Source organism: Rhizobium sp. LEGMi-198b (assembly GCF_054114205.1).
This window is the reverse complement of the sequence record NZ_JBSYVH010000002.1, coordinates 855,690-878,340: the sequence shown is the minus strand read 5'-3', so window position 1 is coordinate 878,340 and position 22,651 is coordinate 855,690. Positions and strand designations below refer to the sequence as shown.

The following is a 22,651-nucleotide window of genomic DNA, read 5'->3' as shown; positions in this document are numbered from 1 at the left end:
TCATGCAAACTTTCCACATATCAGGAGGGGTTCGAACTCGGTGGAAGAGACGGTGTCAGGGCGATCCGAACAGGAGTTCCAAGACCTCTTGAGGAGGCTGGAATTGGCACTGGAGACGTCTCAAATCGGCGTCTGGCAGCATAGCCTGAACCAGGAGGAAATCCTCTGGGATCTGCAGATGCACAAGCTCTACCAGACTGGCGGTACCGATCGCAAAGTGTCCTCGGCGGTCTGGCTGAACGCTCTTCATCCCGACGATGTCGAGCGGGCAATCGCCGAGTTCGAGGCAGCCACTGCGGAAAAGGGTTTCTACAACTCGCAATTTCGCATCATCCTGCCCGAAGGAGAGATACGTTATCTGCGCTCGCGCGCCCATTTCTATGAGGGGCCTGACGGCGAGCCGTCCTTCATCGGCGCAGAGTGGGATGTCACGGCCGATGTCCTGCTTAACCGCGAGCTTACCAATCAGAAGGCGGTCGCGGAAGCCCGCGCAATCGCGCTGGAGCAGAGCCGCGCCCGCATCGAACATGCCGCCGACCACGACTATCTTACCGGCCTCCCCAACCGTCGCTACTTCGATCGCCGCTTGGCGGAGCTGCGCGCCGATCCGGCGGTCAAGACGCTGGCCGTCCTCCACATCGATCTCGACTGCTTCAAGCAGATCAATGACAAATGGGGGCACGCAGCCGGTGACGTGACGCTGCAGAATGCGGCGGTACGGATTTCCGGGTCGATTACGGCTAAAGACATGGTCGCCCGCATTGGCGGCGATGAATTCGTCGTGGTGCTGGTCGACATCGATGGTGCCGACGACCTCAAAACCATTGCCGAGGATATTTTATGGCGGCTGCGGCGCGACATCCGCTTCCATCATGAGATGCTGCCGGTGGGCGCCTCGATAGGCGCAGCCTGGAGCGTCGTTGGCGAGGCCGGCAATCTACTGGCGGAATCCGACATCGCCCTCTATCAAGCCAAGAAATCTGGCCGCAACCGCGTCGAATTCTTCACGCCGAAACTGCAATCCGATCTGCAGGCCGAACGGCAATTGGCAGAGGAATTGCGACTGGCGCTGATACGGCACGAAATCGTGCCCTTCTATCAAATCCAGGTGGACGCGCGCAGCCGACGGATCGTGGGGCTGGAAGCTCTGGCCCGATGGTGGCACCCGGAGAAGGGGCTGCTGGCGCCGGCAGGTTTCCTCAAAGTGGCCGAGGAATATGGGCTGACGGCCGAGATCGATGCGGCCATCCTGAACCGCGTATTGTTCGACCGCGCCAACTGGGCCATGCAGAGCCTGACGCCGCCGCGCATTGCCGTTAACATCTCGGGGAGCCGCCTGGCCGATCCAAGCCTGATCGAACGGCTGCGGGCTCTGAACATACCGCCTCACACCATCACCTTCGAGCTGATCGAAACGATCTTCCTCGACGATCCCGACGACAAAACGCTCGCCAATATCGACGCGATCAAACAGATGGGCATCGAGATCGAGATCGACGATTTCGGCTCTGGCCATGCTTCACTGATTGGCCTCGTGAAGCTGAAACCGAAGCGGCTGAAGATCGACCGGCAGTTGGTGACCGCAATTACCGTCTCGGACGAACAGCGCCGCCTGGTGGGTTCGATCGTGGAAATAGCGAGGGCGCTCAGCGTCGAGGTCATCGCCGAGGGGGTCGAAACCGAGGACCATGCGCGGCTCCTGGCGCGTGCCGGTTGTGACGGACTTCAGGGGTATGCGATCGGTTATCCCTCGCCGGGCAACGAGATCGCGGTGCTGTTGACATCGGTACAGAGGCCAGATCAGCACCCGGCTTCTGGCAATTCCCAAGGCAATGCCGGGCCTACTGGATTTGCAGGGCGGCAATCAGCCCATAGCTGATGACACCGAGCGTCAGTAGCGACAGCGTAGCTGCCGTGATCACCCGGCCGCCGGCATGCGCAACGGAGCGGATGTTCACCGACAGGCCAAGTGCGGCCATCGCAATCACCGTCAGGATGTTGGAGGTCAGGGCCATCGGCGCGACCAGGGCGCCCGGAATCAGGCCGAAAGAGCGTAGGGCCATCAGTCCCAGAAAGCCGCAGATGAACCAGGGAACCAGCGAGTGGCGGTGGCCTGTGCGGCCGTCCATCCCCGCCGTTTCGGTCTTGGTGATGATGCCGAGCAAGAAGATGACGGGCCCGAGCATCAATACGCGCACCAGCTTGACCAGGGTGCCGGTCTGCACAGCAAGCATGCTGACAGGTGCGGTGGCGGCAAGCACCTGCGGCACGGCATAGACGGTCAATCCCGCCAGCACGCCGTACTGCGGCACGCTCATGCCGGCGTGGAAATAGAGAAGCGGCAGCAGGAAGACGGCGGCGATGCCGAGCACGGCAGTAAAGGCGAGGGCGGCGGCGATCTCTTCAGAGCCGGCCTCGATGACCGGGGCAACGGCGACGATGGCCGAGTTGCCGCAGATGGAGTTGCCGCAGGCAATCAGCGTCGCCAGTTTCGGCGGCAGGCCAAGCAGCCGGCCGATCGCATAGGTCGCTACGATCGACAGCACGACGACGATGGCGATGCCGGCGATCAACCAGACACCGGCGCCGCTGATCGCCGAGAGGCTGATCGAGGCGCCGAGCAGGACAATGGCGATTTCCAGCAGGATCTTGGCGCTGAAATCGATCCCGGGGCGCAAGGTGGGTTTCAGTGGCTTTACGGTGCAGACGACGATACCGAGCGCAATGGCGAGCACCAGGCTCTCGATCCATCTGCCGCCGAGAATACCGATCTCGATGCGCTCGCCGGCATAGGCGAGAAGGGCGACGGTACTCGTCAGGGCAAGGCCCGGGAGGATCATATTGGCTCGGTGGAAAAGGGGCATGCAGAACCGCCATTCGGATAAAGAGACTTTGCTATGACGAGAAAGTCTCACCTCCTGACGTCGACATCCATCGAATATTATCCTATGTTTCATTCGATAAATTAGAATGATTTCCTATGACTTTCGAGCAACTCGCTATCTTCGTCGCCGTCGCTGAGCGGGAGCATCTGACCCATGCGGCAGAGGCTATTCATCTGACGCCGTCTGCCGTCAGTGCGGCCATCAAGAACCTCGAAGCCTATTACGGCGTCGAGCTGTTTCATCGTGTCGGCCGGCGGATCGAGCTTACGGAAACCGGCCGGACCTTTCTCGGCGAAGCGAAGGCGACGCTGGCCCGCGTGCGTTCGGCAGAGCTCATGCTTTCCGAACTCGGCGGACTGCAGCGCGGCCGGCTCAGCCTGCGCGCCAGCCAGACCATCGCTAGCTATTGGCTGCCGCCCGTGCTGATGCGCTTTCACCGCGACTATCCCGGCATCGAGCTCGATTTGACCATCGGCAACACGCGCACGGTCACCGAGGCGGTCATCGAAGGCACCGCCGAATTGGGCTTTGTCGAAGGGGAGGTGGATGCGCCGGTTCTGTCGATGAAAGTCGTGGCGCAGGATGCGCTTGTCATCGTCGTGCCGCCAAGTCATCCCTGGGCAGACGGCCGGAAGCTGACCGTTGCCGAGCTTGCCACCGGTACATCGTGGGTGATGCGGGAGGAAGGTTCGGGTACGCGGTCCGAATTCGAAAACGCCATCATCAAGCTCGGTACTTCACCGCATGATCTCAGTGTGGCGCTGGTGCTGCCGTCGAACGAGGCCGTGCTGTCGGCGGTCTGCTCCGGGCAGAGCGCGGCGGCTATTTCCAGCGCGGCGGCCATGGCTTATCTACAGCAGGGATTGCTGGTGCGCGCGGCCTTCGACCTGCCGGTCCGCAGCTTCCGTCTGCTGCGCCACAAAGAGCGCCATGCCAGCAAGGCGGCGCTGACCCTGGAGGCCATGTGCCGGAGCTGAAGCAATAACACGAATAGTGGAAGCGCTTTTCCATTGGGAATCGCGAAGGCTGAACCGCTCTCGTCAGAACTGCTCCATCCGGCGCTGGCTGGCGACGACGAGGTCGATCTCGTTGCGGTCGAGCATGGCACGGATATCGGGAGGCGGCAGCTCGTCGGTGACCATCATGTCATAGATGCCGGGATCATCGATGACGATCGGGGCGCTGCGCCCAAATTTGGCGCTGTCGGCGACGATGATACGGTTTTCGGCCCGCCGCGCCGCTTCGCGGGAATATTCCGCTTCCTCCAGATCGTGCAGCATGAAGCCGGAGACGGCGTTGACGGCGCCCACGGACAATATGGCATGGCGAACATTGAAGCGGCGCAGGAAGTTGGTCGCTTCCATGCCAAAGGCGCCGCCGTCGTGGCTGCGCAGTTCGCCGCCGGCAAAGAAAACGCGATTGCCGTTGCGGGTCGCGAGCGCATGGGCGACCGAGACGGCATTGGTGACGATGAACAGGTTTTGATGCTTCTGCAGCGCTACGGCGATGAAGGCGGTCGTGGAACCTATGTCGAGGAAGAGCGTATCGCCGTTCTGGATCATTGCCGCGACGCGGGCCGCGATCATGCGTTTGGCCTCGGCATTCTCGTTCATCCGGAAATGCAGCGGCTGTTCTATGATGGAGTCCTTGATATGGACACCGCCATGAACCTTGGTGACGAGACCATTGGCCTCCAAGCTGCGGATATTGCGGCGGATGGTCTCCTCTGAAACCGCCAGCCGCTCGGCGAGAAACTGAATGCGGCTCGCGCCGCCCGCAAGCCGAAGCTCCTCCAGGATCTCGCGTTCCCGATGGTTCGAATGAAGCGGCACCTGCGAGATGTCCGACATGGTATCGATCCTATCTAAGGCATGGTCCCAAAACGTGCGAAGCGGCTTGCGGATAAGACCATGCCTGATCAAACATCTAGAGCGGGATAACGACTCAAACGCAAGTCATCTCGTTCCAATCACCTCGAGATTGAATTTTTAAGTCAAATCTCACTTACGGTGAAGCTTTCTGTTGCAAATATCCATAGCCCAATACGGATTAGACCTTATTCCCCGCATAATCCAACAAAAAACCAAATGGGCGTTTCATTTTGTGGGTAGTTCTTGACAGTTCTCCTTTTGTGAGGAACCTTTTGCATCTAAAAGACGCGCGATTATTGCGCTGGAGGAGGGATGGTCGTCACGCCCGAAGACAAGATCCAGGCTCTTGGTATCTGGCGCGGATCGATCGAGATCGCTCCGCTCGTGGGCGGCATCACCAATCGTAATTATCTGGTCACCGATAGCGGCCGACGTTTCGTCGTCCGGCTCGGGACGGACATTCCGGTGCACCATATCAGCCGCGCCAACGAACTGGCCGCGAGCAAGGCCGCGCATGCGGCGGGGTTGTCGCCTGCTGTCATTCACCATGAACCAGGCATCCTTGTGCTGGACTACATCGATGGAAAACCGCTTGCAGCGGAGGATATTCGCGGCCCTTTGATGCTGGAGCGCATTGTACCGCTTGTCCGTTCCTGCCACCAGAATGTCGCGAAACATTTTCGTGGCGCCGCGATGATCTTCTGGGTTTTTCATGTCGTGCGCGACTATGCCGCCGTTCTCAAAGAAGGCGGCAGCCGGCATGAAGCATTGCTGCCTTCCTTCCTCGAAATTGCCGAGCGATTGGAGCAGGCTGCTGGGCCTTTTGACATCGCTTTCGGCCACAATGATCTGCTGGCCGGCAATTTTCTCGACGATGGGACAAGGCTCTGGCTGATCGATTGGGATTATGCGGGATTCAACACGCCGCTCTTCGATCTCGGGGGGCTTGCCTCCAACAATGAATTCTCCGAACGCCAGGAAACGGCGATGTTGGAGGCCTATTTCGAGGCGCCGGTGAGCGAGGATCTGTGTCGGCGCTACCAGGCGATGAAATGCGCTTCGCTGTTGCGCGAGACGATGTGGAGCATGGTTTCCGAAATCCATTCCCATATCGATTTCGATTATTCAGCCTATACGAGCGAAAATCTGGCGCGATTTCAACGTGCCTATCAATCATTCCGGAATTCTTGAGGTGATGCGATGAGGGAACTGCCACATACAGCAAAGGCGGTCGTCATCGGCGGAGGGATCGTCGGCTGTTCAACAGCCTATCACCTTGCCAAGCTCGGCTTGACAGACACGGTCTTGCTGGAGCGAAAGAAGCTGACCTCGGGAACTACGTTCCATGCGGCCGGTCTTGTCGGACAATTGCGGACCAGCGCCAATATCACGCAGATGCTCGGCTATTCCGTCGATCTTTACAGGAGGCTGGAGGCCGAGACCGGGCTTGCTACCGGCTGGAAGATGAACGGCGGCCTGCGCCTCGCCTGCAATGAGGAACGCTGGACGGAGGTGAAGCGGCAGGCAACGACGGCGCAATCCTTCGGGCTGCAGATGCATCTGCTGACGCCTAAGGAGGCCTTCGATCTCTGGCCGCTGATGGATACAGACGATCTCGTCGGTGCCGCCTATCTGCCGACCGACGGGCAGGCCAATCCCTCCGATATCACCCAGGCGCTGGCGAAGGGCGCCCGCATGGCCGGCGTTTCGATTTTCGAGGATACCGAAGTTCTCGATCTGGAGATCGATAAGGGCAGGATTCGTGCCGTTATCACCGACAAGGGCCGCATCGAATGCGAGCGCGTCGTGGTCTGCGCCGGGCAGTGGACGCGGAGCTTTGCGGCGCGCTTCGGTGTCAACGTGCCGCTCGTCTCCGTCGAGCACCAGTATCTCATCACCGAATCCTTCGGGGTCCCCTCCAACCTGCCGACGCTGCGCGATCCCGACAGGTTGACCTATTACAAGGAAGAGGTCGGCGGGTTGGTGATGGGTGGTTATGAACCCAATCCGATCCCCTGGGCGGTCGACGGCATTCCCAAGGAGTTTCACTACACGCTGCTCGACAGCAACTTCAATCACTTCGAGCAGATCATGGAGCAGGCCCTGATGCGTGTGCCGGCGCTGCAGACGGCGGGCATCAAGCAGCTTCTGAACGGGCCCGAGAGCTTTACGCCCGACGGCAATTTCATCCTCGGCGAGGCGCCGGAACTCCGGAACTTCTTCGTCGGCGCCGGCTTCAACGCCTTCGGCATCGCGTCGGCCGGCGGGGCCGGCATGGCGCTCGCCGAGTGGGTCGCGAAGGGCGAGCCGCCCTACGATCTCTGGCCCGTCGACATCAGGCGCTTCGGCCGCCCGCATTTCGATACGGATTGGGTGCGCACCCGCACGCTCGAGGCCTATGGCAAGCATTACACCATGGCCTGGCCGTTCGAAGAGCATTCAAGCGGTCGCCCTTGCCGCAAGTCGCCGCTCTACGACCGGCTGAAGGCGCAAGGCGCCTGTTTCGGCGAAAAGCTCGGCTGGGAACGGCCAAACTGGTTCGCCGATCTTTTTGCCGGCGAGGAGCCGAAGGATATCTATACCTATGGCCGCCAGAACTGGTTCGATGCGGTCGGTCGCGAGCACCGAGCGGTGCGCGAGGCAGCCGTGATCTTCGATCAGACGTCTTTTGCAAAATTCGTGCTGAAGGGACGAGACGCCGAAGCGGCGATCTCGTGGATCGCCTCCAACGACGTCGCCAAGCCGGTCGGCGCCCTGACCTATACGCAGATGCTGAATGACAAGGGCGGCATCGAATGCGATGTCACCGTGGCGCGCGTCGCCGAGAACGAATTCTACATCACGACAGGCACAGGCTTTGCGACGCATGATTTCGACTGGATCGCCCGGAATATTCCGGCCGAGATGCATGCCGAACTGGTGGATATCACTTCCGCCTATTCCGTGTTGTCGTTGATGGGACCGCATTCGCGCAGAGTGCTGGAATCCGTCACCTCGGACGATGTTTCGAACGCCGCGTTTCCCTTCCTGCGGGTAAAGACCATCGGTATTGCCGGCTGCCCGGTGCGAGCGCTGCGCATGACCTATGTTGGCGAGCTTGGTTATGAGCTGCATGTGCCGGTGGAATATGCGGCCACGGTCTACGATACGCTGATGGCCGCCGGTCGCAACCATGGGCTCGTCAATGCCGGCTACCGCGCGATCGAAAGCTGCCGGCTGGAAAAGGGCTATCGCGCCTGGGGCTCCGACATCGGCCCCGACCACACACCGGTCGAGGCCGGGTTGAGCTGGGCGGTGAAGATGAAAAAGAATATCGCCTTCCGCGGCCGGGAGGCAATCGAGCGGCAGTTGGTTTCTGGGGTGAAGAAGCTGTTTGCCTGCTTCGTGCCTGATGATCCGGAAATCGTGCTGCTTGGCCGCGAAACGATCTATCGTGACGGCCAGCGTGTCGGTTGGTTGTCGAGCGGCGGCTATGGCCACACGATCGGCAAGCCGATCGGCTACGGCTATATCCGCGATCCCGATGGCGTGACCGAGGATTTCGTGCTTGGCGGCCGATATGAGCTGGACGTTGCCCAACGCCGTGTGCCTTGCCAGGTTTCATTGGAGCCGCTCTATGATCCGCAGATGGCGCGGGTTAAGGGGTGATTACGGAAAGATTGAGTGCCATCTCTTGATGGCGATAGCTGGTGGCTTTATGACCCTTACAGAAGTCGCGACAAGGGCCGAAGTGCGGTGAAAAGCTTTTTCGATGCGGTCAGGCTGCTGCTCGCCGATTTGGCCTCCAGCCTATTTTTCGTCGTTCTGCTTTCCCTCACGCATAATGCGGCCCTTTCGGCTTGCTCGGCGATAGCGTTTGGCCTTGTCCAAATCGGGATTCAATATCTCCGACGGAAGCCAATCGATACCATGGAGTGGCTGAGCCTCCTTCTGGTCATTGCTGCAGGCGCGGCAACGCTGCTGACGGGCGATCCGCGTTTCGCGCTATTCAAGCCGAGCATTATCTACTCGATTGTCGGCGTGGTGATGCTTAAGCCGGGCTGGATGAATCGGTATCTGCCGGCTATCGCCCGCACAGTCGCGCCCGATGTCGCTATTTATGTGGGCTTTGCCTGGGCTGGCCTGATGTTCCTGTCCGCTGCGCTCAATGTGTTCGTTGCCATCGCCTTTGATCTATCCATATGGGCGGTCGTCATGCCGGCCTTCGGTATCGGCAGCAAAGTGGTGCTGATGCTGGCCGGATTTGCTGCGATCCGCCTCACGGTGAGGCGACGAGTACGTGCCATGCCTGAGGCCGAACGCGAAGCCTTGCTGATCTCGACGGGGGAGAGAGTGCAATCGCCGTCTCTGGCGACGTCCACCGCCGGAAAGCTGTGATCTGCCTGCCGTAATGGAAGTCCTTTCCTTGACACGCCGTCCCTTTCATCCTCAATCGACATGCTGACAAAGGATGGAGGCAAGGGACGATGGCGGAAGCGGGCATCAAGCTGGAGGAAAGCTGGAAAGAGGCGCTGTCGCAGGAATTTGTCAGCCCCTATATGCAGCAGCTCAAATCCTTTCTCGTCGAAGAGAAACAGCGCGGCAAGGTGATCTTTCCGCGGGGCAGCGAATATTTTCGAGCCTTAGACCTGACACCGCTCGATGAAGTGCAGGTCGTGATCCTTGGGCAGGACCCCTATCATGGCATCGGCCAGGCGCATGGGCTTTGCTTCAGCGTTCGCCCCGGCGTACGTATCCCGCCGTCGCTGGTCAATATCTACAAGGAACTGGAGACCGATCTCGGCATCCCGCCGGCGCGTCATGGCTTTCTCGAAAGCTGGGCGAAGCAGGGCGTGCTTCTGCTCAACAGCGTGCTCACGGTCGAGGAATCCCAAGCCGCCTCACATCAGGGCAAGGGCTGGGAGCGCTTCACCGATGCCGTCATCCGCCGCGTCAACGACGAATGCGACGGCGTGGTCTTCATGCTCTGGGGCTCCTATGCGCAGAAGAAGGCTGCCTTCGTCGATACTGAGCGGCATCTCGTGCTGAAAGCCGCCCATCCATCGCCGCTTTCGGCCCATAACGGCTTCCTCGGCTGCCGGCATTTCTCCAAGGCGAATGCCTATCTTGCCGAGCATGGCAAGGATGCGATCGAATGGGCTTTGCCGAGTGATCCGAGCCATCAGTAAGATGCCTGATCCCAAGGATTGATCACCGACACGCCGGTATCGTCAAAATCGCTGACATTGCGCGTAACGACAATCAGATCATGGACGATTGCAGTGGCCGCGATCAGCCCGTCGGCATCGCCGCGAGGACGTAGCGCGGCGATGCGGCCCCATTCGACGGCGATTTGGTCCGTGATGGGCAGGATGCGGCCGCTGTGATCGTGGCGAAGCTTGCGCAGCCATTCTTCCAGATGTGCGGCGGCGCGTGGATCGGTCCTTCGCTTAAGGGCGATCCCGCGCATGACTTCGCCGAGTGTGATGACGCTGAGATAGACGGTCGATGGGTCGGCTGTGCGCAGCCAGGATATTGCTTCGATAGTGCCGCGACGCGCTTCAGAAATGATATTGGTATCGATCAGATACATCAGAAGGCGACATCCCGGCTTGGGGTCTTGTCTCGCGTTGTCACCGCGTCGGCCAGCTCATCATCCCAGGCTGGCCCCGATAGCAGATCGTCCACTAGGCTCGGCTTTCCCGCGCGCAAGGCGTCATAGTCTTCCGCGGAGAGAACAACGGCCGCGCGCTCGCCGCGCAGTGTCACAGTTTGCGGACCTTCGCTGCGTGCCTTCTGCACGACTTTCGAGAATTGATTCTTGGCGTCTTGCAATGGCCAATCCATCGACCGATCTCCTGGCTAGACTGTCTAGATTAAGTTAGTATGCGTGCTCGCTTTAGGCAATAGGCTACAGGCTGGACATTGAGTAAAGCGGCTTCATTGAACGATCGCAATTTATCGTTCAACAATCGGAGACAATCCGTTTGGCTATTGGGGGCTATCGAAAAGCGGCCTCTGGGACCATCTTCTGCTCATGAGAAACGCCTGCCGTTGCGGGCGAGACAAGGGGTTAGAGATGCTCAATCAGATCAAGGGTCTTCACCACGTTACCTCGATGGCCGAAGATGCCCGCACCAACAACAAGTTCTTTACGGATACGCTCGGTCTGCGCCGCGTCAAGAAGACGGTCAATTTCGACGCACCCGATGTCTATCACCTGTATTACGGTGACGAGATCGGCACGCCCGGTACGATCATGACCTATTTCCCGTTCCCGAAGATGGCTCGCGGCCGTCCGGGCACCGGCGAAGTCGGCAATACGGTTTTCTCCGTTCCGGAAGGCGCGATCGGCTATTGGACGGACCGGCTTGGCAAGCAGGGCGTCGAGGCTCTGAAGGTCGATGAGTCCTTCGGCCAGAAGCGCCTCCATTTCGCCGGCCCGGATGGCGACGGTTTCGCGCTTGTCGAGGTCAAGGACGATCGTCGTGAGCCGTGGACGCATGGCGGCGTCGATGTCGAGCATGCCATCAGGGGCTTTCATTCCGTCGCCATGCGGCTGCGGGACGAGGGTGCTACGGCTGAGCTGTTGAAATATATGGGCTATGAAGTGGTCGACACGCATGAAGGCGTCAAGCGGCTCGCCATTCCCGGCGGCAATGGTGCCGATTTTGTCGATCTTGAAACCATGCCGAACATCGGCCGCGCGCTTCCCGGTGCGGGCTCGGTCCACCACGTTGCCTTTGCCGTCGAAAACCGCGCAAAGCAGCTCGAAGTGCGCAAGGCGCTGTTGGACACTGGATATCAGGTGACGCCCGTCATCGATCGTGACTACTTCTGGGCGATCTATTTTCGCACGCCAGGCGGCGTGCTATTCGAGGTCGCCACGAACGAACCTGGTTTCAATCGTGACGAAGATACGGCCCATCTTGGCGAGGCACTGAAGCTGCCGGAACAGCACGCTCATCTGCGGGCGCTGCTCGAGCAGCATCTCGAACCGCTGGATGCTTAATGCGGGGGGAATCATGACGGATACGACTTATGTGCACCGGGTAAAGCCCGGTGCACCTGGCAAACCCATTCTATTCACCTTCCACGGTACGGGCGGTGACGAGAACCAGTTCTTCGATTTCGGCAGCCGCCTGCTGCCGGAAGCGACCATCGTCTCGCCGCGTGGCGATGTTTCGGAACATGGTGCGGCGCGCTTTTTCCGGCGCACGGGCGAGGGCGTCTACGACATGGCGGACCTTGCCCGCGCAACGGAAAAGATGGCGGCCTATGTCAAAAGCCTGGCGGTCGACCACGGCGCCTCGCAGGTGCTTGGCCTCGGCTTCTCCAATGGCGCGAATATTCTCGCCAACGTGCTGATCGAGCATGGCGATCTCTTCGACGCCGCCGTGCTGATGCATCCGCTCATTCCGTTCCAGCCGCGCGACAATGCCAGGCTCGAGGGGAGCCGGGTGTTGATCACCGCCGGTGAACGCGACCCGATCTCGCCAGCGCCAGTGACCAAAGCGCTGGCGGATTATTTCACGCGGCAGAAGGCCGAGGTGACGCTCGATTGGCATCTAGGCGGCCATGATATCCGCCAGAACGAGATCGAGGCGATCCGAGGTTTCTTCGCGCCATATGCTGAAATGTGAATGAAATCGGGCGCGTGGCAACTATCGGCCGCTACGCGCCCAGTCCTTTTCCGATGAATTCCAGCATTGTCTGCGCCTGAGCTTCGGCTGCTTGCCGTCCGGCGTGATCGACATAAGCGGGCCCGCAGAACTGCTTGAGATTCACGGTGTCGGTGTTGTCCAGTTCCGCGTGTCTCGAATTCATGATGACGATGCGCCAGGCGCAGCCGAGCACCTTATCGGGCTGGATGGCATTGTCACAGCCTGTGCTCAGGCAGAACGCGACATTTCGCTGGTCCTGATATTGTCCGGCGGTCGCGGCGTCATATTCGGTCTTCCACGCATCCCGCGTGTGCCGGCAATTGCCTGGATCGGTGCTTCGGCTGCATTCCATCGCCGTATCGATGTAGCTTTCGGCACGCGGCCATAGCGGGCCGTCGACCAAGCTCACACAGCCGCATGCAAACAAGCCTGCCAGCAGTAGCTGCATTGATTCTCCCTCTGCCGAATATTTGGTACCCTAAACGCATCCGGAATATCTGCAAGACTGGGAAGCTGGTTTGGGCTGGGCAGGCGTGGCGGTTCTGCAACTTCTTGCACCAACGACATCATGCGCCGCTGGCTTCGCTTGTAGGCTCTCCCGGCGCTCGCTAATAGTCGAAGCCTAAAAGGTTGGGGGAGGATTCGTCGTGACGCTGGCGGAGCAGCAGCAATATCGGCTGGGTGTGATCTATGTGGCGTTTTCGGCGCTGGCCTGGTCGACGTCCGGTCTGTTCGTGCGCTTGATTCACGCCGATCTGATGACCATCCTCTTCTGTCGGGGCATCGTCTCCGGCCTCGGCGTCTTTACGCTGTTTTTCTATATCGAGCGCGGCAGGGCCTGGCGCATTCTTCGCTCCATGCGTTGGCCGTCGCTGGCAGCAACGGTGTTTTCCACCGCCTCCATGATCAGCGGCATCGGCTCGATCTATTACACCTCCGTCGCCGATGCGATGGTCATCTATGCGACGGTGCCCTTCGTCACCGCCGGCGTCGCCTATGTCTTCATCAAGGAGCGTCCAAGCATGGCGACGCTCGTCGCCAGCGCCGTGGCACTCCTTGGCGTGATCGTCATGCTCTCCGGTGAGGCGGTTGGCAGCGGCGGTTGGCTCGGCAAGGTCCTGGCCGGCGTCATGACGTTCACAGTTGCCGGTCTCGCCGTCGTCATGCGCCAGCACCGGGACGTGCCGATGCTGCCGGCGATGGCCTTGTCTGCCTGGCTCTGCTCCTTCATCACCTTCTGGTTCGCGTCGCCAACGATGGTGTCGGGACATGATCTTGGCCTGATCATCGCCTTCGGCATCGTCCAGAACGCCATGGGTCTTAGCCTTTATACCTTCGGTTCGCGGTTGATACCGGCAGCCGATGCCAGCCTGCTGACATCGCTCGAAGTGCCGCTGACGCCGCTGTGGGTCTGGATGTTCCTCGCCGAGCGGCCGTCGCAGGCGACGCTGATCGGCGGCCCGATCGTGCTTGCCGCGCTCTTCGGACATATCCTGCTGGAAGTGCGGCGAAACCGGGCGGTAGAGCCGGCGCAAGCGCTCTAAAGCGCGTGTCGTTATCGCAGCCGCTGCACACTTTTGCGCGACATGCTTTACGCGGCTTGCCCGGCTGACGGTGAAATGCTGAAATCGGCGTGACCATAGGGAACCGATGCCGATGAAGAAAACATTCAACCCGCCCTCCGTTCGCCGCCCCTTCGGCAACTACAATCACGGGCTGCTCGTACCGCCGGGCGCAAGCCTGCTGGTCACCTCCGGCCAACTCGGCATCGGCCTCGACGACAGCATTCCATCAGATATCACCAGCCAGGCGGAACTCTGCTTCGAGGCGATCAAGGCGATCCTCGATGAGGCGGGCATGAGCTTCGCCGACGTCATCCGCATTTCAGGCTTCGTTACCAAACGCGAGGATTTCCCAGCCTATATGGCCGTGCGCGACCGCTACACGCTTGATCCGAAGCCGGCCTCCACGCTGATCATCGTCAACGGGTTTACGCGGCCGGAGTTTCTGGTGGAGGTCGAGGTGACCGCGGCGAAGGTGATGTGAGTGGTGTCTTCGCTGCGAAGCGTGGCTCTGTCGACTGCGCCGGTCAGAACCGCTCCATTTCCCGTTTCACCCTTTCCAGAAACCGCTTTCTCGTCTCATCCGTGGAGCGGTTCATGTCGTAATGGGCGAGGAAGACCACCGGGGCGAAAGGTTTGATCATGGCGCGGAGCATGCGCTTGACGATTTTCTTCGGCGGGTTGCCGACGATGAAGGCGCGGAAGGGATCGGCGCCGTAGGTCATCACAGCCCCGAGCTTGCGGATATGCCGCAGTTTCGAGGTCACCTTGCCGTTCACCAGCTCGAAGGTGACGCCCGGCAGCCAGACGCGGTCGAAATAGCCTTTCAGGATCGCGGGAAAGCCGAAGTTCCAGACCGGCGTGACGATGACAAGCGCTTCTGCCCATTGCAGGCGATCGACATAGGGTTTCACGGCCTCGGTGTTCTCCGGATAGTCGTGATAGATCATCCTATCGTGGCGCGACATTACGGGGTCGAAGCCCTCTGCGTAGAGATTGCAGTCGTCGACCTCATGGCCGGCCGCTTTCAGGCTCTCGATCGTCTGCCGATGTAGGGCTGCGCCGTAGCTTTCCTCGACCGGATGCGAATGGAGGACGAGAACCCTCATGAGGCCTCCATCAGCGCCGCAAGACCGGGGAAGAGATAGTTCTGGCCGGCCGTGAAATCGAAGTCGGGATTGTCCCAGGCGATCATCTTGCCGGGGTTCAGCAGGCCTTTCGGATCGGTCTCCTTCTTGAAGGCGAGCTGGACGGTATCCGTCTGCTTCATGCCGCCTTCTTCCAGCGTGTAGCGATGCGGATTGAAGATCGGGCAGCCGTGATCCTGATGGATGCGGATGATCTCTTCCAGCCGCGCCTCCGAGGTGTAACGCACCAGCGGCAGGCCGGAGCACTGGATCTGGCCGTCGAACTTGATGAATTCGAGATGGCCCGGCACTTCGTCGCCGAAGATCTCGACCATCTTCTGGACCTTGGCGACGTGATCCGGGCTGGGATACTGTACCTGTAGATAGGTTATGGTCGGGTCGATCTTGATGGCGCGCAACGTCGTGTGGTTCCAGGCGAGTTCATAGGCATGCGGAATGCCCTTCATGCTCTCGACTTTGTCGGAGCGGAAGGTGATCTCGCCCTTCTGCTGGCTAGCGAAGGCCAGGAACGGGTCCATGGAATGCGGCGCGATCATCAGCGCCACGATCGATTGGCCCTGGCGGATATAGGGCTTGTGGCGGGCGAAATATTCGTAAGGGATGGGTGCCGCAATCGGCGCGATCTCCTTGACCAGGATGCCGTTGCATTTGGCGAGCGCGTCCGAGAAGCGCACGGCATCCATGAAATCGTCGTAGCCGACCAGCACGTCCACCCAGTCATAGGCCGGGGCGAGCGGCATTTCGATCTCGGTGATGATGCCGTTGGTGCCGTAGGCGTGGCTGACCTTAGTCAGGTCCCAGCCGGTGAGGTCGAGCACGCGCGGCTCGGCTTCCATGGTGACGACGCGTAGTCGCAGGATATTGCCGATATCGCGCAATCCACCCCAGGTGATCGAGCCGACGCCGCCGGAGCCGCCGGCGATGAAGCCGCCGATGGTCGCCGTCTGCGCGGTGGAGGGGTGGAAGCGCAGCTCCTGGCCGGAATGCGCCTTGGTTTGGCGGTCGAGTTCGGCGATGACGATGCCCGGTTCGCAGATAACGCGGCCCGGATGGATTTCCTTGATCTTGTTCATGGCCGCGAGGTTCAGCACGATGCCGCCGGAGAGCGGCATGGCCTGGCCGTAATTGCCAGTGCCGGCGCCGCGCGGGGTGACCGGCACATCATGGGCATAGGCGACCTTCAGCGTTCGGATAACCTCTTCCTCGGTCTTCGGTGTGACAACGAGGTCGGCGATGACATTGTCGAGCTGTGCCTTCAGGATTGGCGAATACCAGTAGAAATCGCGGCTCTTCTGGCGCACCAGCGCCGGATTGTCTTCGACGGCGATGCCTTCGAGTTCTTTCTTGATGAGCTGATAATCCGGCATGTCACGCTCCAATAACGGTATCGAGTTCGCGGTAGTCCGGCAGGCTGCGGTCGATCACTTTGCCTTTGCGAAGGACGACGCGGTCGGACTGCGGACGGGAGAGGAATTCGCTCCAGCGTCTGGCGCTGAAGAGGACGAGATCGGCAGGGCCGCCCACGACGATACGGCCGATATCGGGGCGGCCGAGAATATCGGCAGGCGAGGTGGTGACGACGCGGGCAGCCGTATCCAGCGGATGATCGAGATGCAGGATGCGGACTGCCTCGCGGAAGACTTCGACGGGGTCGAGGTCGCCGTAGGCGTAGAAGGGATCGCGTGTGTTGTCGGAGGCAACGGCGGTTGGCACGCCGGCGGCTGCCAGCTCATGGAATAGGGTGACTCCGCGCCAGCGGGGCGTACGGCCCGCATGCCGGTCCTGCAAATACATATTGCACATCGGCAAGGAAACGACGGAGATCCCGGCTTTGGCGACAAGGTCGATGGTGGCGGCGGCAACATCCTCATCCTGGCGGGAAAGCGAGCAGCAATGGCCGGCGGTGACCTTGCCGGTGAAGCCGTTGCGCAGTACGGCCTCGGCAATCGCCTTCAGCGTCAGCACCTGCTTGTCTTCTGTTTCATCGACATGCAGGTCGATATCGAGGCCGCTGTCCATCGCGGCTCGGATCAGCTTGTCAAGCTGACGATCGATATCGGGCCTCATCTGCGTGACGCCGCCGATGAGGCCGCCGGCATCGCGGATGACCATCAGGAGATCGGCGAAGAACGCGTCCTCCGCCATGGCATCGAGTGGGAAAAGGGCGACGGCCTGCAGCGCGATCTTGTCTTTCCAGGCCTCTCGCACCTCGGAGAACACCTCGAAGGAAATGCGGTGCTGCGGCGCCAGCGAGTCGAGATGCGTGCGGATCAGGCTGGTGCCGTGGGCATAGGCCGAGCGCAGCGAAAATTCCATGCGCTTCCTGACATCGTCAGCCGACCAGTTGGCCTCGCGATCGGCGCGCACGGCGTCGAGAGCGCCCGCGAAACTGCCGTCCGGATTGGCGCGGCGCTCCCAGATATGGCCCTTGTCGATATGGGTGTGCATATCGGCGAAGGTCGGCCAGACCATGCCGTCCCTCACGTCGGCCTTAGCGAGTTCCGCCGGCGCGCTGCCCGCCGGCAGGATGTCCTTGATGAGGCCGTCCGCAACGACGATGTCGGCTTTTACAAGGCCCTCGCTTGATGGGCCGGTGAAACCAGCAAGTGTCACGGCGGGGACGGTGGCGTTGCTCAGCACGAAGCGCGCCGCATTCGGCGGGGACATGAAGGAATAGGACATCAGTTTTCCCGCTTGAGGCTGCTTTCGTGCCAGCGATGCAGGCTCAGCCATGAGATGAACGAGGTGAGGGCGAAGATGGCGACGCCGAGTGCCGAAAGCAGCAGCAGGGCTGCGAACAGGCGCGGCATGTTCTGACGATATTGCGCTTCGAGCAGGCGGAAGGCGAGGCCGGAATTGGGACCGCCGGAGCCTGCGGCGAATTCCGCGACCACGGAGGCGATCAGCGACAGGCCGCCACCGATCCTGAGGCCCGTCATGAAATAGGGCTGGGCTGCCGGCAGCTTCAGATGCAACAGCGTCTGCCAGCGCGAGGCGCCGTAGAGATCGAAGAGGTTCAGGAGGTTATGGTCAACACTCTTCAGTCCCTGCACCATGTTGGAGAGGATTGGAAAGAAGGCGACGAGGAAGCCGCAGATCAGCAGCGCGGCTTCGCGGGTCGGCGCATAGATCAGGATCAGCGGCGCGATCGCCACGATCGGCGTTACCTGTAGGATAACGGCCAGCGGATAGAAGGCGAGTTCGATCCAGCGCGATTGCACGAGGAAGATCGCAATGCCGACGCCGCCGATCAGCGCCAGCGCCAGCGAGATGAAGGTGATCTCGGTCGTTACCCAGAGCGCTGGCGAGAGGATGCCCCAGTCGGACACCAGCGCTTTCGCGACGGCGAGCGGGCTTGGCAGAATATATTGCGGAATGCTGGCGCCGACGACGAGAAGCTGCCAGAGGACGACCAAGACGAACACGGTCAGCAGCGGTACGAAAATGCCGAGGAGTCGCTCGGTAATTCCCGCGCGCACGGCCGATTCCGCCGGCTTTTCGGTCGTCTCTGTGGAGAGGTTGGCGGGCAGGCTGGTGCTGTCGCTCATCAATGGGCCTCCAGCCAGCCAATGGCCTCGATCAGGGAACGGGACACCTTTTCACACACCTGTCGGTATTCCTCGGAAGACCGGTAGAGAATGTCGCGTTCGCTGCGGGTATCCAGTGAAAAATCGGCGTGTACACGGCCAGGGCGCGCCTTCATCACGACGATGCGGTTTGAGAGATAGGCGGACTCGTAGACGGAATGGGTGACGAAGATCACCGTGATACCGGTGGACTTCCACAGCCGCAGCACATCGTCGTTGAGCTTCTGGCGAGTGATCTCGTCGAGGGCCGCAAAGGGCTCGTCCATCAGCAGCAGCTTCGGCTTGGTGACCAGCGCGCGGGCGATGGAGACGCGCATCTTCATGCCGCCGGACAATTCGCGTGGATAGGCGTCGGCGAAATCCTGCAGACCGACGGTCGCCAATGTTCCCATGATCTGGTCGTAGGCCGCCACTTTGGAAACGCCGCGCAGTTTCAATGGCAGGTGGACATTGCCGAAGGCCGTCTTCCAGGGCAGGAGTGTCGGCTCCTGGAAGACGAAACCGATATCGCCCTCCGGCAGGCCCTTGGAGTTGATGCGTGAACTCGGCCAGTCGATCGTGCCGCTGGAAGCTCCGCCGAGGCCCGCGATGATGCGCAGCGCCGTCGACTTGCCGCAGCCGGAGGGACCGAGCAGGCTGATGAACTCGCCGCTTTGAACGTTGATCGACATGCCGGAGAGCGCCAGCGTGCCGTTGGAAAAGACTTTGGAGACTTGCTCCATGACGACCAGCGGCCGCTTGTGCGCTTCTGTCGAGGAGACAGCGGTTGCATTGGGTATGCTCATAGTTCGGCTCTCTGTCGATGTCAGCAATCGGCTTTGGAGCAAGAATTGCCCCTCACCCTAACCCTCTCCCGCAAGCGGGGAGAGGGCTGCTCTGCTTGCCGTCACTTCTTCAGTGTCATCCCGACGCCCTTGCAAGCGAATTGTGGGTCAAAAGCTTTCTTGTAGTCCGTATCGGCGGTAAACACCTTGATCTGCACCATTTCGTCGAAGAATTTCTTATAGTGCGCGTCGGTGATGCAGCCGATGCCCTTGTCCAGCGCGTCGCCGGATTCGACGATGCCGTATTCCTTCATCTTGGCGATGGAATAGGCGATCTGGCCATCCGTCATATCGGGATTGTCTTTCTTGATCAGATCGTTGGCCGCTTTGTTGTCGCCGTAGAGATAGTTGTACCAGCCTTCGATCGAGGCGCTGACGAAACGCTGCACGAGGTCGGGGTTCTTTTGAACGAGCGATGTCTGCGTGGTTATCATCGTCGAATAGGGTGAATAGCCGTTGTCAGCGAGGAGGAAGACCTTCGGTTCCCAGCCGGTCTGCTTCTGGATTTCATAGGGTTCCGAGGTCAAATAGCCTTGCTGCGCCGATTGCTTGTCGGCCAGGAACGGCGCCGGGCTGAAATTGTAAGGCTTGTATTGCTCGTCCTTGAAGCCCGGGAAATTCGCTTTCATCCATTCGAAGAACGTGACGTAGCCGTCCTTGCCGAGGAAGATCGTCGGCAGCTTGGCGAGGTCCTCGAATTTGTCGACGCCGGCGTCCGGATGGGCGATCAGCACCTGCGGGTCCTTCTGGAAGATGGCGGCAACGTCGACAATCGGGATGCCTTGTTTGACCGCATCGATTTCCTGCTGCGGGCTGCCCATATAGAAGTCGATCTTGCCGGAAATCAGCAGCGCCTGGTTGGCAGCGTTCGGGCCACCCTGGACGATTTCAACATCCAGGCCGTATTTTTTGTAGGTTCCGTCGGCGATCGCCTGATAGAAGCCGCCATGTTCCGCCTCGGCCAGCCAGTTGGTTCCATAGGTCACTTTGTCGAGGGCGTTTGCCGGCTGAGCAGCGGCGACGGCGGCCACCAAGCCCATGACGGCGAGAAATGCTTTGGTCTTCAATGCATTGGACATGGCCGGTTGTTCCCCTTATCTGCCATGGGACGCCACCAGCGACGCCCATTTTCCGCATTTGAGCGATTGCGTTGCGCTTTGAAAAGCATCAAAATTCGTGCGCATTGATGCCTTTTAGGCATCTCAGCCTGCGCCCGTGCCTAAATTGTGCGGCCTGGGCAAAATTTATGCAATGGGGATGCGAATGCTGCACTCGAGGCGACTTCTTTATATCAACGAGATCGCCCGCTGCGGTTCGATCCGCAAGGCGGCGGCGAGGCTCAATGTGGCATCCTCGGCGATCAACAGGCAGATCCTGGCGCTGGAAGAAGAGATGGGAGCGCCGCTGTTCGAACGGTTGCCGCGCGGGCTCAGGCTGACGGCGGCAGGCGAGCTCTGCATCGAGCATATCCGCGAGGTGCTGAAGAACTACGAGCGGCTGGAGGGGCGCATCCGCAGTCTCAAGATGCAGCAGGCCGGCAAGGTCAGGATCGTTACGACGGTCGGGCTCGCCTCCGGACCTTTGCCGGAGATCATCGCGCGTTTCCTGTCGGAACATCCACGCGTCTTCATCCAATTGCGCAACGATGCCGGCTCCACGACCATGGCGCCGGTGCTGTCAGGCGAAGTCGATATCGGCCTGGGCTTCAACATCCCGGCGACACCCGGCATCCGTTCGCTCGGCAATTTCGACATTCCGATCGGCGTCGTGCTGCCGCCGGGGCATCCGCTGATCGGACCTGGGCCGATCAATCTCGCCGATGTCGTGGAAGAGCGGCTGCTGCTGGCGCAGCCGGGCACCAGCCTGCGCGAGATCATCAATCTGACGCTGGCGCGGCTATCGGTGCAGGTCGAGCCGGTGCTGGAAAGCAACGCGTCGGAGATGCTGAAGCAACTGGTCAAATGCGGGGCAGGGCTGACGCTGTTGAACCCGCTCGACGTCATCGCCGAATGCCGGCGCGGCGAACTGGTGTTCCGGCCGATCGCCGAGCCGCATTCGCGGCATCAGCCGATGAAGCTCTTTGCCCGCACGCGCGCGCCGCTCGATGCGGCGACCAGCCTGTTCGTGGAATATCTGCTCGCCGAACTGGCCGGCCTGGTGGAGGAACTGCAGGCCAAGGGACATATTCTGGCGGTGCCGGAACGCCGCCGGCCGGACGCCTATTTCGAATAGAGGTTCGACAGGGGATAGTCCCGGAGATCGCGCAGCAATTCAATGAAGCCCTGCACCTGATGACGGCAGATGAGGGAGCCCTTTTCCGCCGTGCCGTTGGCGGCATTGCCGACGACGCCGTTCGGATTGAGATCGTGGGCGATCCAGGCGAGCGAATGCGGCGGCAGCGGCTGCAGATAGTTGGACTGCTCCTTCATCCATTCCGCCTTGGAGACGAAATTCTCGGCCTTGTCCATGCGGACCAGTTCGGGGCGGAAATGCAGCATCAGCGAGGTCTCTACGTCGCCGCCATGGATGCCATAGCGCTGTTCATGGTCGCTGATCATGCCGTCCGGCGTGCCGAAGCGCGTCCATTGCGTGGCAACGACCGCCATCTGGTGGCGTACGCGCAATTCGCGCGCAACGATGCCCATGATATCGAGATTGCCGCCATGGGAATTGACGATAACCATCTTGCGGAGGCCGGCTTCGGCAACCTTGGCGCCGATCGCCGTCCAGACGGGGATCAGCAGTTCCGCGCCGAGTGAGAGCGTGCCGGGGCCGTAGATATGTTCGTTGGCCTTGCCGATTTCCTGGGTCGGCAACACCAGGAAGTCGAGATCGTCAGGACGCTGCGCCTTCAGTTCAGCCAGCATGCCGTTGGCAATAGCCACGTCGGTGGCGATCGGCAGATGCGGGCCGTGCTGCTCGGTCGAGGCGATCGGCAGAACGGCAATGGTGGTGTCGGGCGAGAGACCGGCGAAATCGTAGGTCGTCAGTTCGTTCCAATAGAAGGGCTTCGCCATCGCCATTTCCTCTCATGCGCTTCTCTTCCGTAACGGATAAGGCAAGGATGATAGCGGGGGAAAGCATCAATTTGCGGGCGTGCCGCTGCCTTTTTGTGTGCACCTGCGATGATG

General features: G+C 60.5%; 23 protein-coding genes. 11 read left to right on the top strand and 12 right to left on the bottom strand.

Annotated features, from left to right (window positions below; genetic code table 11):
* Positions 1-40: 40 nt before the first annotated feature.
* A complete protein-coding gene (locus tag ACXHXG_RS10950; RefSeq protein WP_457899275.1) occupies positions 41-1,879 on the top strand; it encodes a putative bifunctional diguanylate cyclase/phosphodiesterase in 1,839 nt (612 codons plus the stop codon).
* Here ACXHXG_RS10950 and ACXHXG_RS10945 read toward each other — a convergent pair.
* A complete protein-coding gene (locus ACXHXG_RS10945) occupies positions 1,842-2,864 on the bottom strand; it encodes a YeiH family protein (protein ID WP_283047089.1) in 1,023 nt (340 codons plus the stop codon). The genes ACXHXG_RS10950 and ACXHXG_RS10945 overlap by 38 nt on opposite strands.
* Before the next feature lie 116 nt (positions 2,865-2,980).
* Here ACXHXG_RS10945 and ACXHXG_RS10940 point away from each other — a divergent pair, with 116 nt between their 5' ends.
* The gene (locus ACXHXG_RS10940) at positions 2,981-3,862 is read left to right on the top strand and encodes a LysR substrate-binding domain-containing protein (RefSeq protein ID WP_283047087.1); all 882 of its coding nucleotides are present in this window, start codon (positions 2,981-2,983) and stop codon (positions 3,860-3,862) included.
* Positions 3,863-3,925: 63 nt separating this feature from the next.
* On the opposite strand, the gene ACXHXG_RS10935 is transcribed toward ACXHXG_RS10940, so the two are convergent.
* Entirely contained in the window at positions 3,926-4,735 is an 810-nt protein-coding gene (locus ACXHXG_RS10935) for a DeoR/GlpR family DNA-binding transcription regulator (protein WP_104824056.1), read from the bottom strand.
* A gap of 333 nt (positions 4,736-5,068) precedes the next feature.
* On the opposite strand from ACXHXG_RS10935, the gene ACXHXG_RS10930 reads away from it, so the two are divergent.
* The 4 genes from ACXHXG_RS10930 to ung all read left to right on the top strand — a co-directional run bounded on the left by ACXHXG_RS10930 (position 5,069) and on the right by ung (position 9,924).
* Positions 5,069-5,947 (top strand): choline kinase family protein, encoded by an 879-nt coding sequence (locus ACXHXG_RS10930; RefSeq protein ID WP_104824055.1) that lies wholly within the window; start codon positions 5,069-5,071, stop codon positions 5,945-5,947.
* Between the two features lie 9 nt (positions 5,948-5,956).
* The gene (locus ACXHXG_RS10925) at positions 5,957-8,404 is read left to right on the top strand and encodes a GcvT family protein (RefSeq protein WP_457899274.1); all 2,448 of its coding nucleotides are present in this window, start codon (positions 5,957-5,959) and stop codon (positions 8,402-8,404) included.
* 15 nt (positions 8,405-8,419) lie between these two features.
* Positions 8,420-9,133 (top strand): inner membrane-spanning protein YciB, encoded by a 714-nt coding sequence (locus tag ACXHXG_RS10920; RefSeq protein WP_457899273.1) that lies wholly within the window; start codon positions 8,420-8,422, stop codon positions 9,131-9,133.
* Between the two features lie 89 nt (positions 9,134-9,222).
* Positions 9,223-9,924 (top strand): uracil-DNA glycosylase, encoded by a 702-nt coding sequence (gene ung / locus ACXHXG_RS10915; RefSeq protein ID WP_283047081.1) that lies wholly within the window; start codon positions 9,223-9,225, stop codon positions 9,922-9,924.
* Here the strand turns inward: ung and ACXHXG_RS10910 are convergent.
* The gene (locus ACXHXG_RS10910; protein ID WP_104824051.1) at positions 9,918-10,328 is read right to left on the bottom strand and encodes a type II toxin-antitoxin system VapC family toxin; all 411 of its coding nucleotides are present in this window, start codon (positions 10,326-10,328) and stop codon (positions 9,918-9,920) included. The genes ung and ACXHXG_RS10910 overlap by 7 nt on opposite strands.
* Positions 10,328-10,582, bottom strand: coding sequence for a type II toxin-antitoxin system Phd/YefM family antitoxin (locus ACXHXG_RS10905; RefSeq protein ID WP_457899272.1), 255 nt, complete (start codon positions 10,580-10,582; stop codon positions 10,328-10,330). The genes ACXHXG_RS10910 and ACXHXG_RS10905 overlap by 1 nt, the downstream gene beginning before the upstream one ends.
* Before the next feature lie 232 nt (positions 10,583-10,814).
* On the opposite strand from ACXHXG_RS10905, the gene ACXHXG_RS10900 reads away from it, so the two are divergent.
* A complete protein-coding gene (locus ACXHXG_RS10900; RefSeq protein WP_457899271.1) occupies positions 10,815-11,747 on the top strand; it encodes a VOC family protein in 933 nt (310 codons plus the stop codon).
* A 13-nt stretch (positions 11,748-11,760) separates the two neighbouring features.
* On the top strand, positions 11,761-12,378 hold the full coding sequence (locus ACXHXG_RS10895; protein WP_457899270.1) for an alpha/beta hydrolase: 618 nt from the start codon (positions 11,761-11,763) through the stop codon (positions 12,376-12,378).
* Between the two features lie 31 nt (positions 12,379-12,409).
* On the opposite strand, the gene ACXHXG_RS10890 is transcribed toward ACXHXG_RS10895, so the two are convergent.
* Complete coding sequence (locus ACXHXG_RS10890; protein WP_457899269.1) at positions 12,410-12,847, bottom strand: hypothetical protein; 438 nt, start codon at positions 12,845-12,847, stop codon at positions 12,410-12,412.
* 199 nt (positions 12,848-13,046) lie between these two features.
* Here ACXHXG_RS10890 and ACXHXG_RS10885 point away from each other — a divergent pair, with 199 nt between their 5' ends.
* Together ACXHXG_RS10885 and ACXHXG_RS10880 are read left to right on the top strand one after the other, a co-directional pair.
* The gene (locus ACXHXG_RS10885) at positions 13,047-13,943 is read left to right on the top strand and encodes a DMT family transporter (protein WP_104824046.1); all 897 of its coding nucleotides are present in this window, start codon (positions 13,047-13,049) and stop codon (positions 13,941-13,943) included.
* A gap of 112 nt (positions 13,944-14,055) precedes the next feature.
* Positions 14,056-14,445, top strand: coding sequence for a RidA family protein (locus ACXHXG_RS10880; protein ID WP_457899268.1), 390 nt, complete (start codon positions 14,056-14,058; stop codon positions 14,443-14,445).
* Between the two features lie 43 nt (positions 14,446-14,488).
* Here ACXHXG_RS10880 and ACXHXG_RS10875 read toward each other — a convergent pair whose 3' ends face one another.
* The 6 genes from ACXHXG_RS10875 to ACXHXG_RS10850 all read right to left on the bottom strand — a co-directional run bounded on the left by ACXHXG_RS10875 (position 14,489) and on the right by ACXHXG_RS10850 (position 20,599).
* The gene (locus ACXHXG_RS10875; RefSeq protein ID WP_283047072.1) at positions 14,489-15,070 is read right to left on the bottom strand and encodes an NAD(P)H-dependent oxidoreductase; all 582 of its coding nucleotides are present in this window, start codon (positions 15,068-15,070) and stop codon (positions 14,489-14,491) included.
* Complete coding sequence (locus ACXHXG_RS10870; protein WP_283047069.1) at positions 15,067-16,476, bottom strand: FAD-binding oxidoreductase; 1,410 nt, start codon at positions 16,474-16,476, stop codon at positions 15,067-15,069. The genes ACXHXG_RS10875 and ACXHXG_RS10870 overlap by 4 nt, the downstream gene beginning before the upstream one ends.
* A 1-nt stretch (position 16,477) precedes the next feature.
* A complete protein-coding gene (locus ACXHXG_RS10865; protein WP_457899267.1) occupies positions 16,478-17,791 on the bottom strand; it encodes a cytosine deaminase in 1,314 nt (437 codons plus the stop codon).
* On the bottom strand, positions 17,791-18,657 hold the full coding sequence (locus tag ACXHXG_RS10860) for an ABC transporter permease (protein WP_457899266.1): 867 nt from the start codon (positions 18,655-18,657) through the stop codon (positions 17,791-17,793). Before ACXHXG_RS10860 ends, ACXHXG_RS10865 begins: the two co-directional genes overlap by 1 nt.
* A complete protein-coding gene (locus tag ACXHXG_RS10855; protein ID WP_457899265.1) occupies positions 18,657-19,481 on the bottom strand; it encodes an ABC transporter ATP-binding protein in 825 nt (274 codons plus the stop codon). The genes ACXHXG_RS10860 and ACXHXG_RS10855 overlap by 1 nt, the downstream gene beginning before the upstream one ends.
* Before the next feature lie 101 nt (positions 19,482-19,582).
* A complete protein-coding gene (locus tag ACXHXG_RS10850) occupies positions 19,583-20,599 on the bottom strand; it encodes an ABC transporter substrate-binding protein (protein ID WP_104824040.1) in 1,017 nt (338 codons plus the stop codon).
* A gap of 184 nt (positions 20,600-20,783) precedes the next feature.
* On the opposite strand from ACXHXG_RS10850, the gene ACXHXG_RS10845 reads away from it, so the two are divergent.
* On the top strand, positions 20,784-21,752 hold the full coding sequence (locus ACXHXG_RS10845; RefSeq protein WP_457899264.1) for a LysR family transcriptional regulator: 969 nt from the start codon (positions 20,784-20,786) through the stop codon (positions 21,750-21,752).
* On the opposite strand, the gene ACXHXG_RS10840 is transcribed toward ACXHXG_RS10845, so the two are convergent.
* A complete protein-coding gene (locus tag ACXHXG_RS10840; RefSeq protein WP_104824038.1) occupies positions 21,740-22,537 on the bottom strand; it encodes a creatininase family protein in 798 nt (265 codons plus the stop codon). The two genes, ACXHXG_RS10845 and ACXHXG_RS10840, sit on opposite strands and share 13 nt — an antisense overlap.
* Between the last annotated feature and the right edge of the window lie 114 nt (positions 22,538-22,651).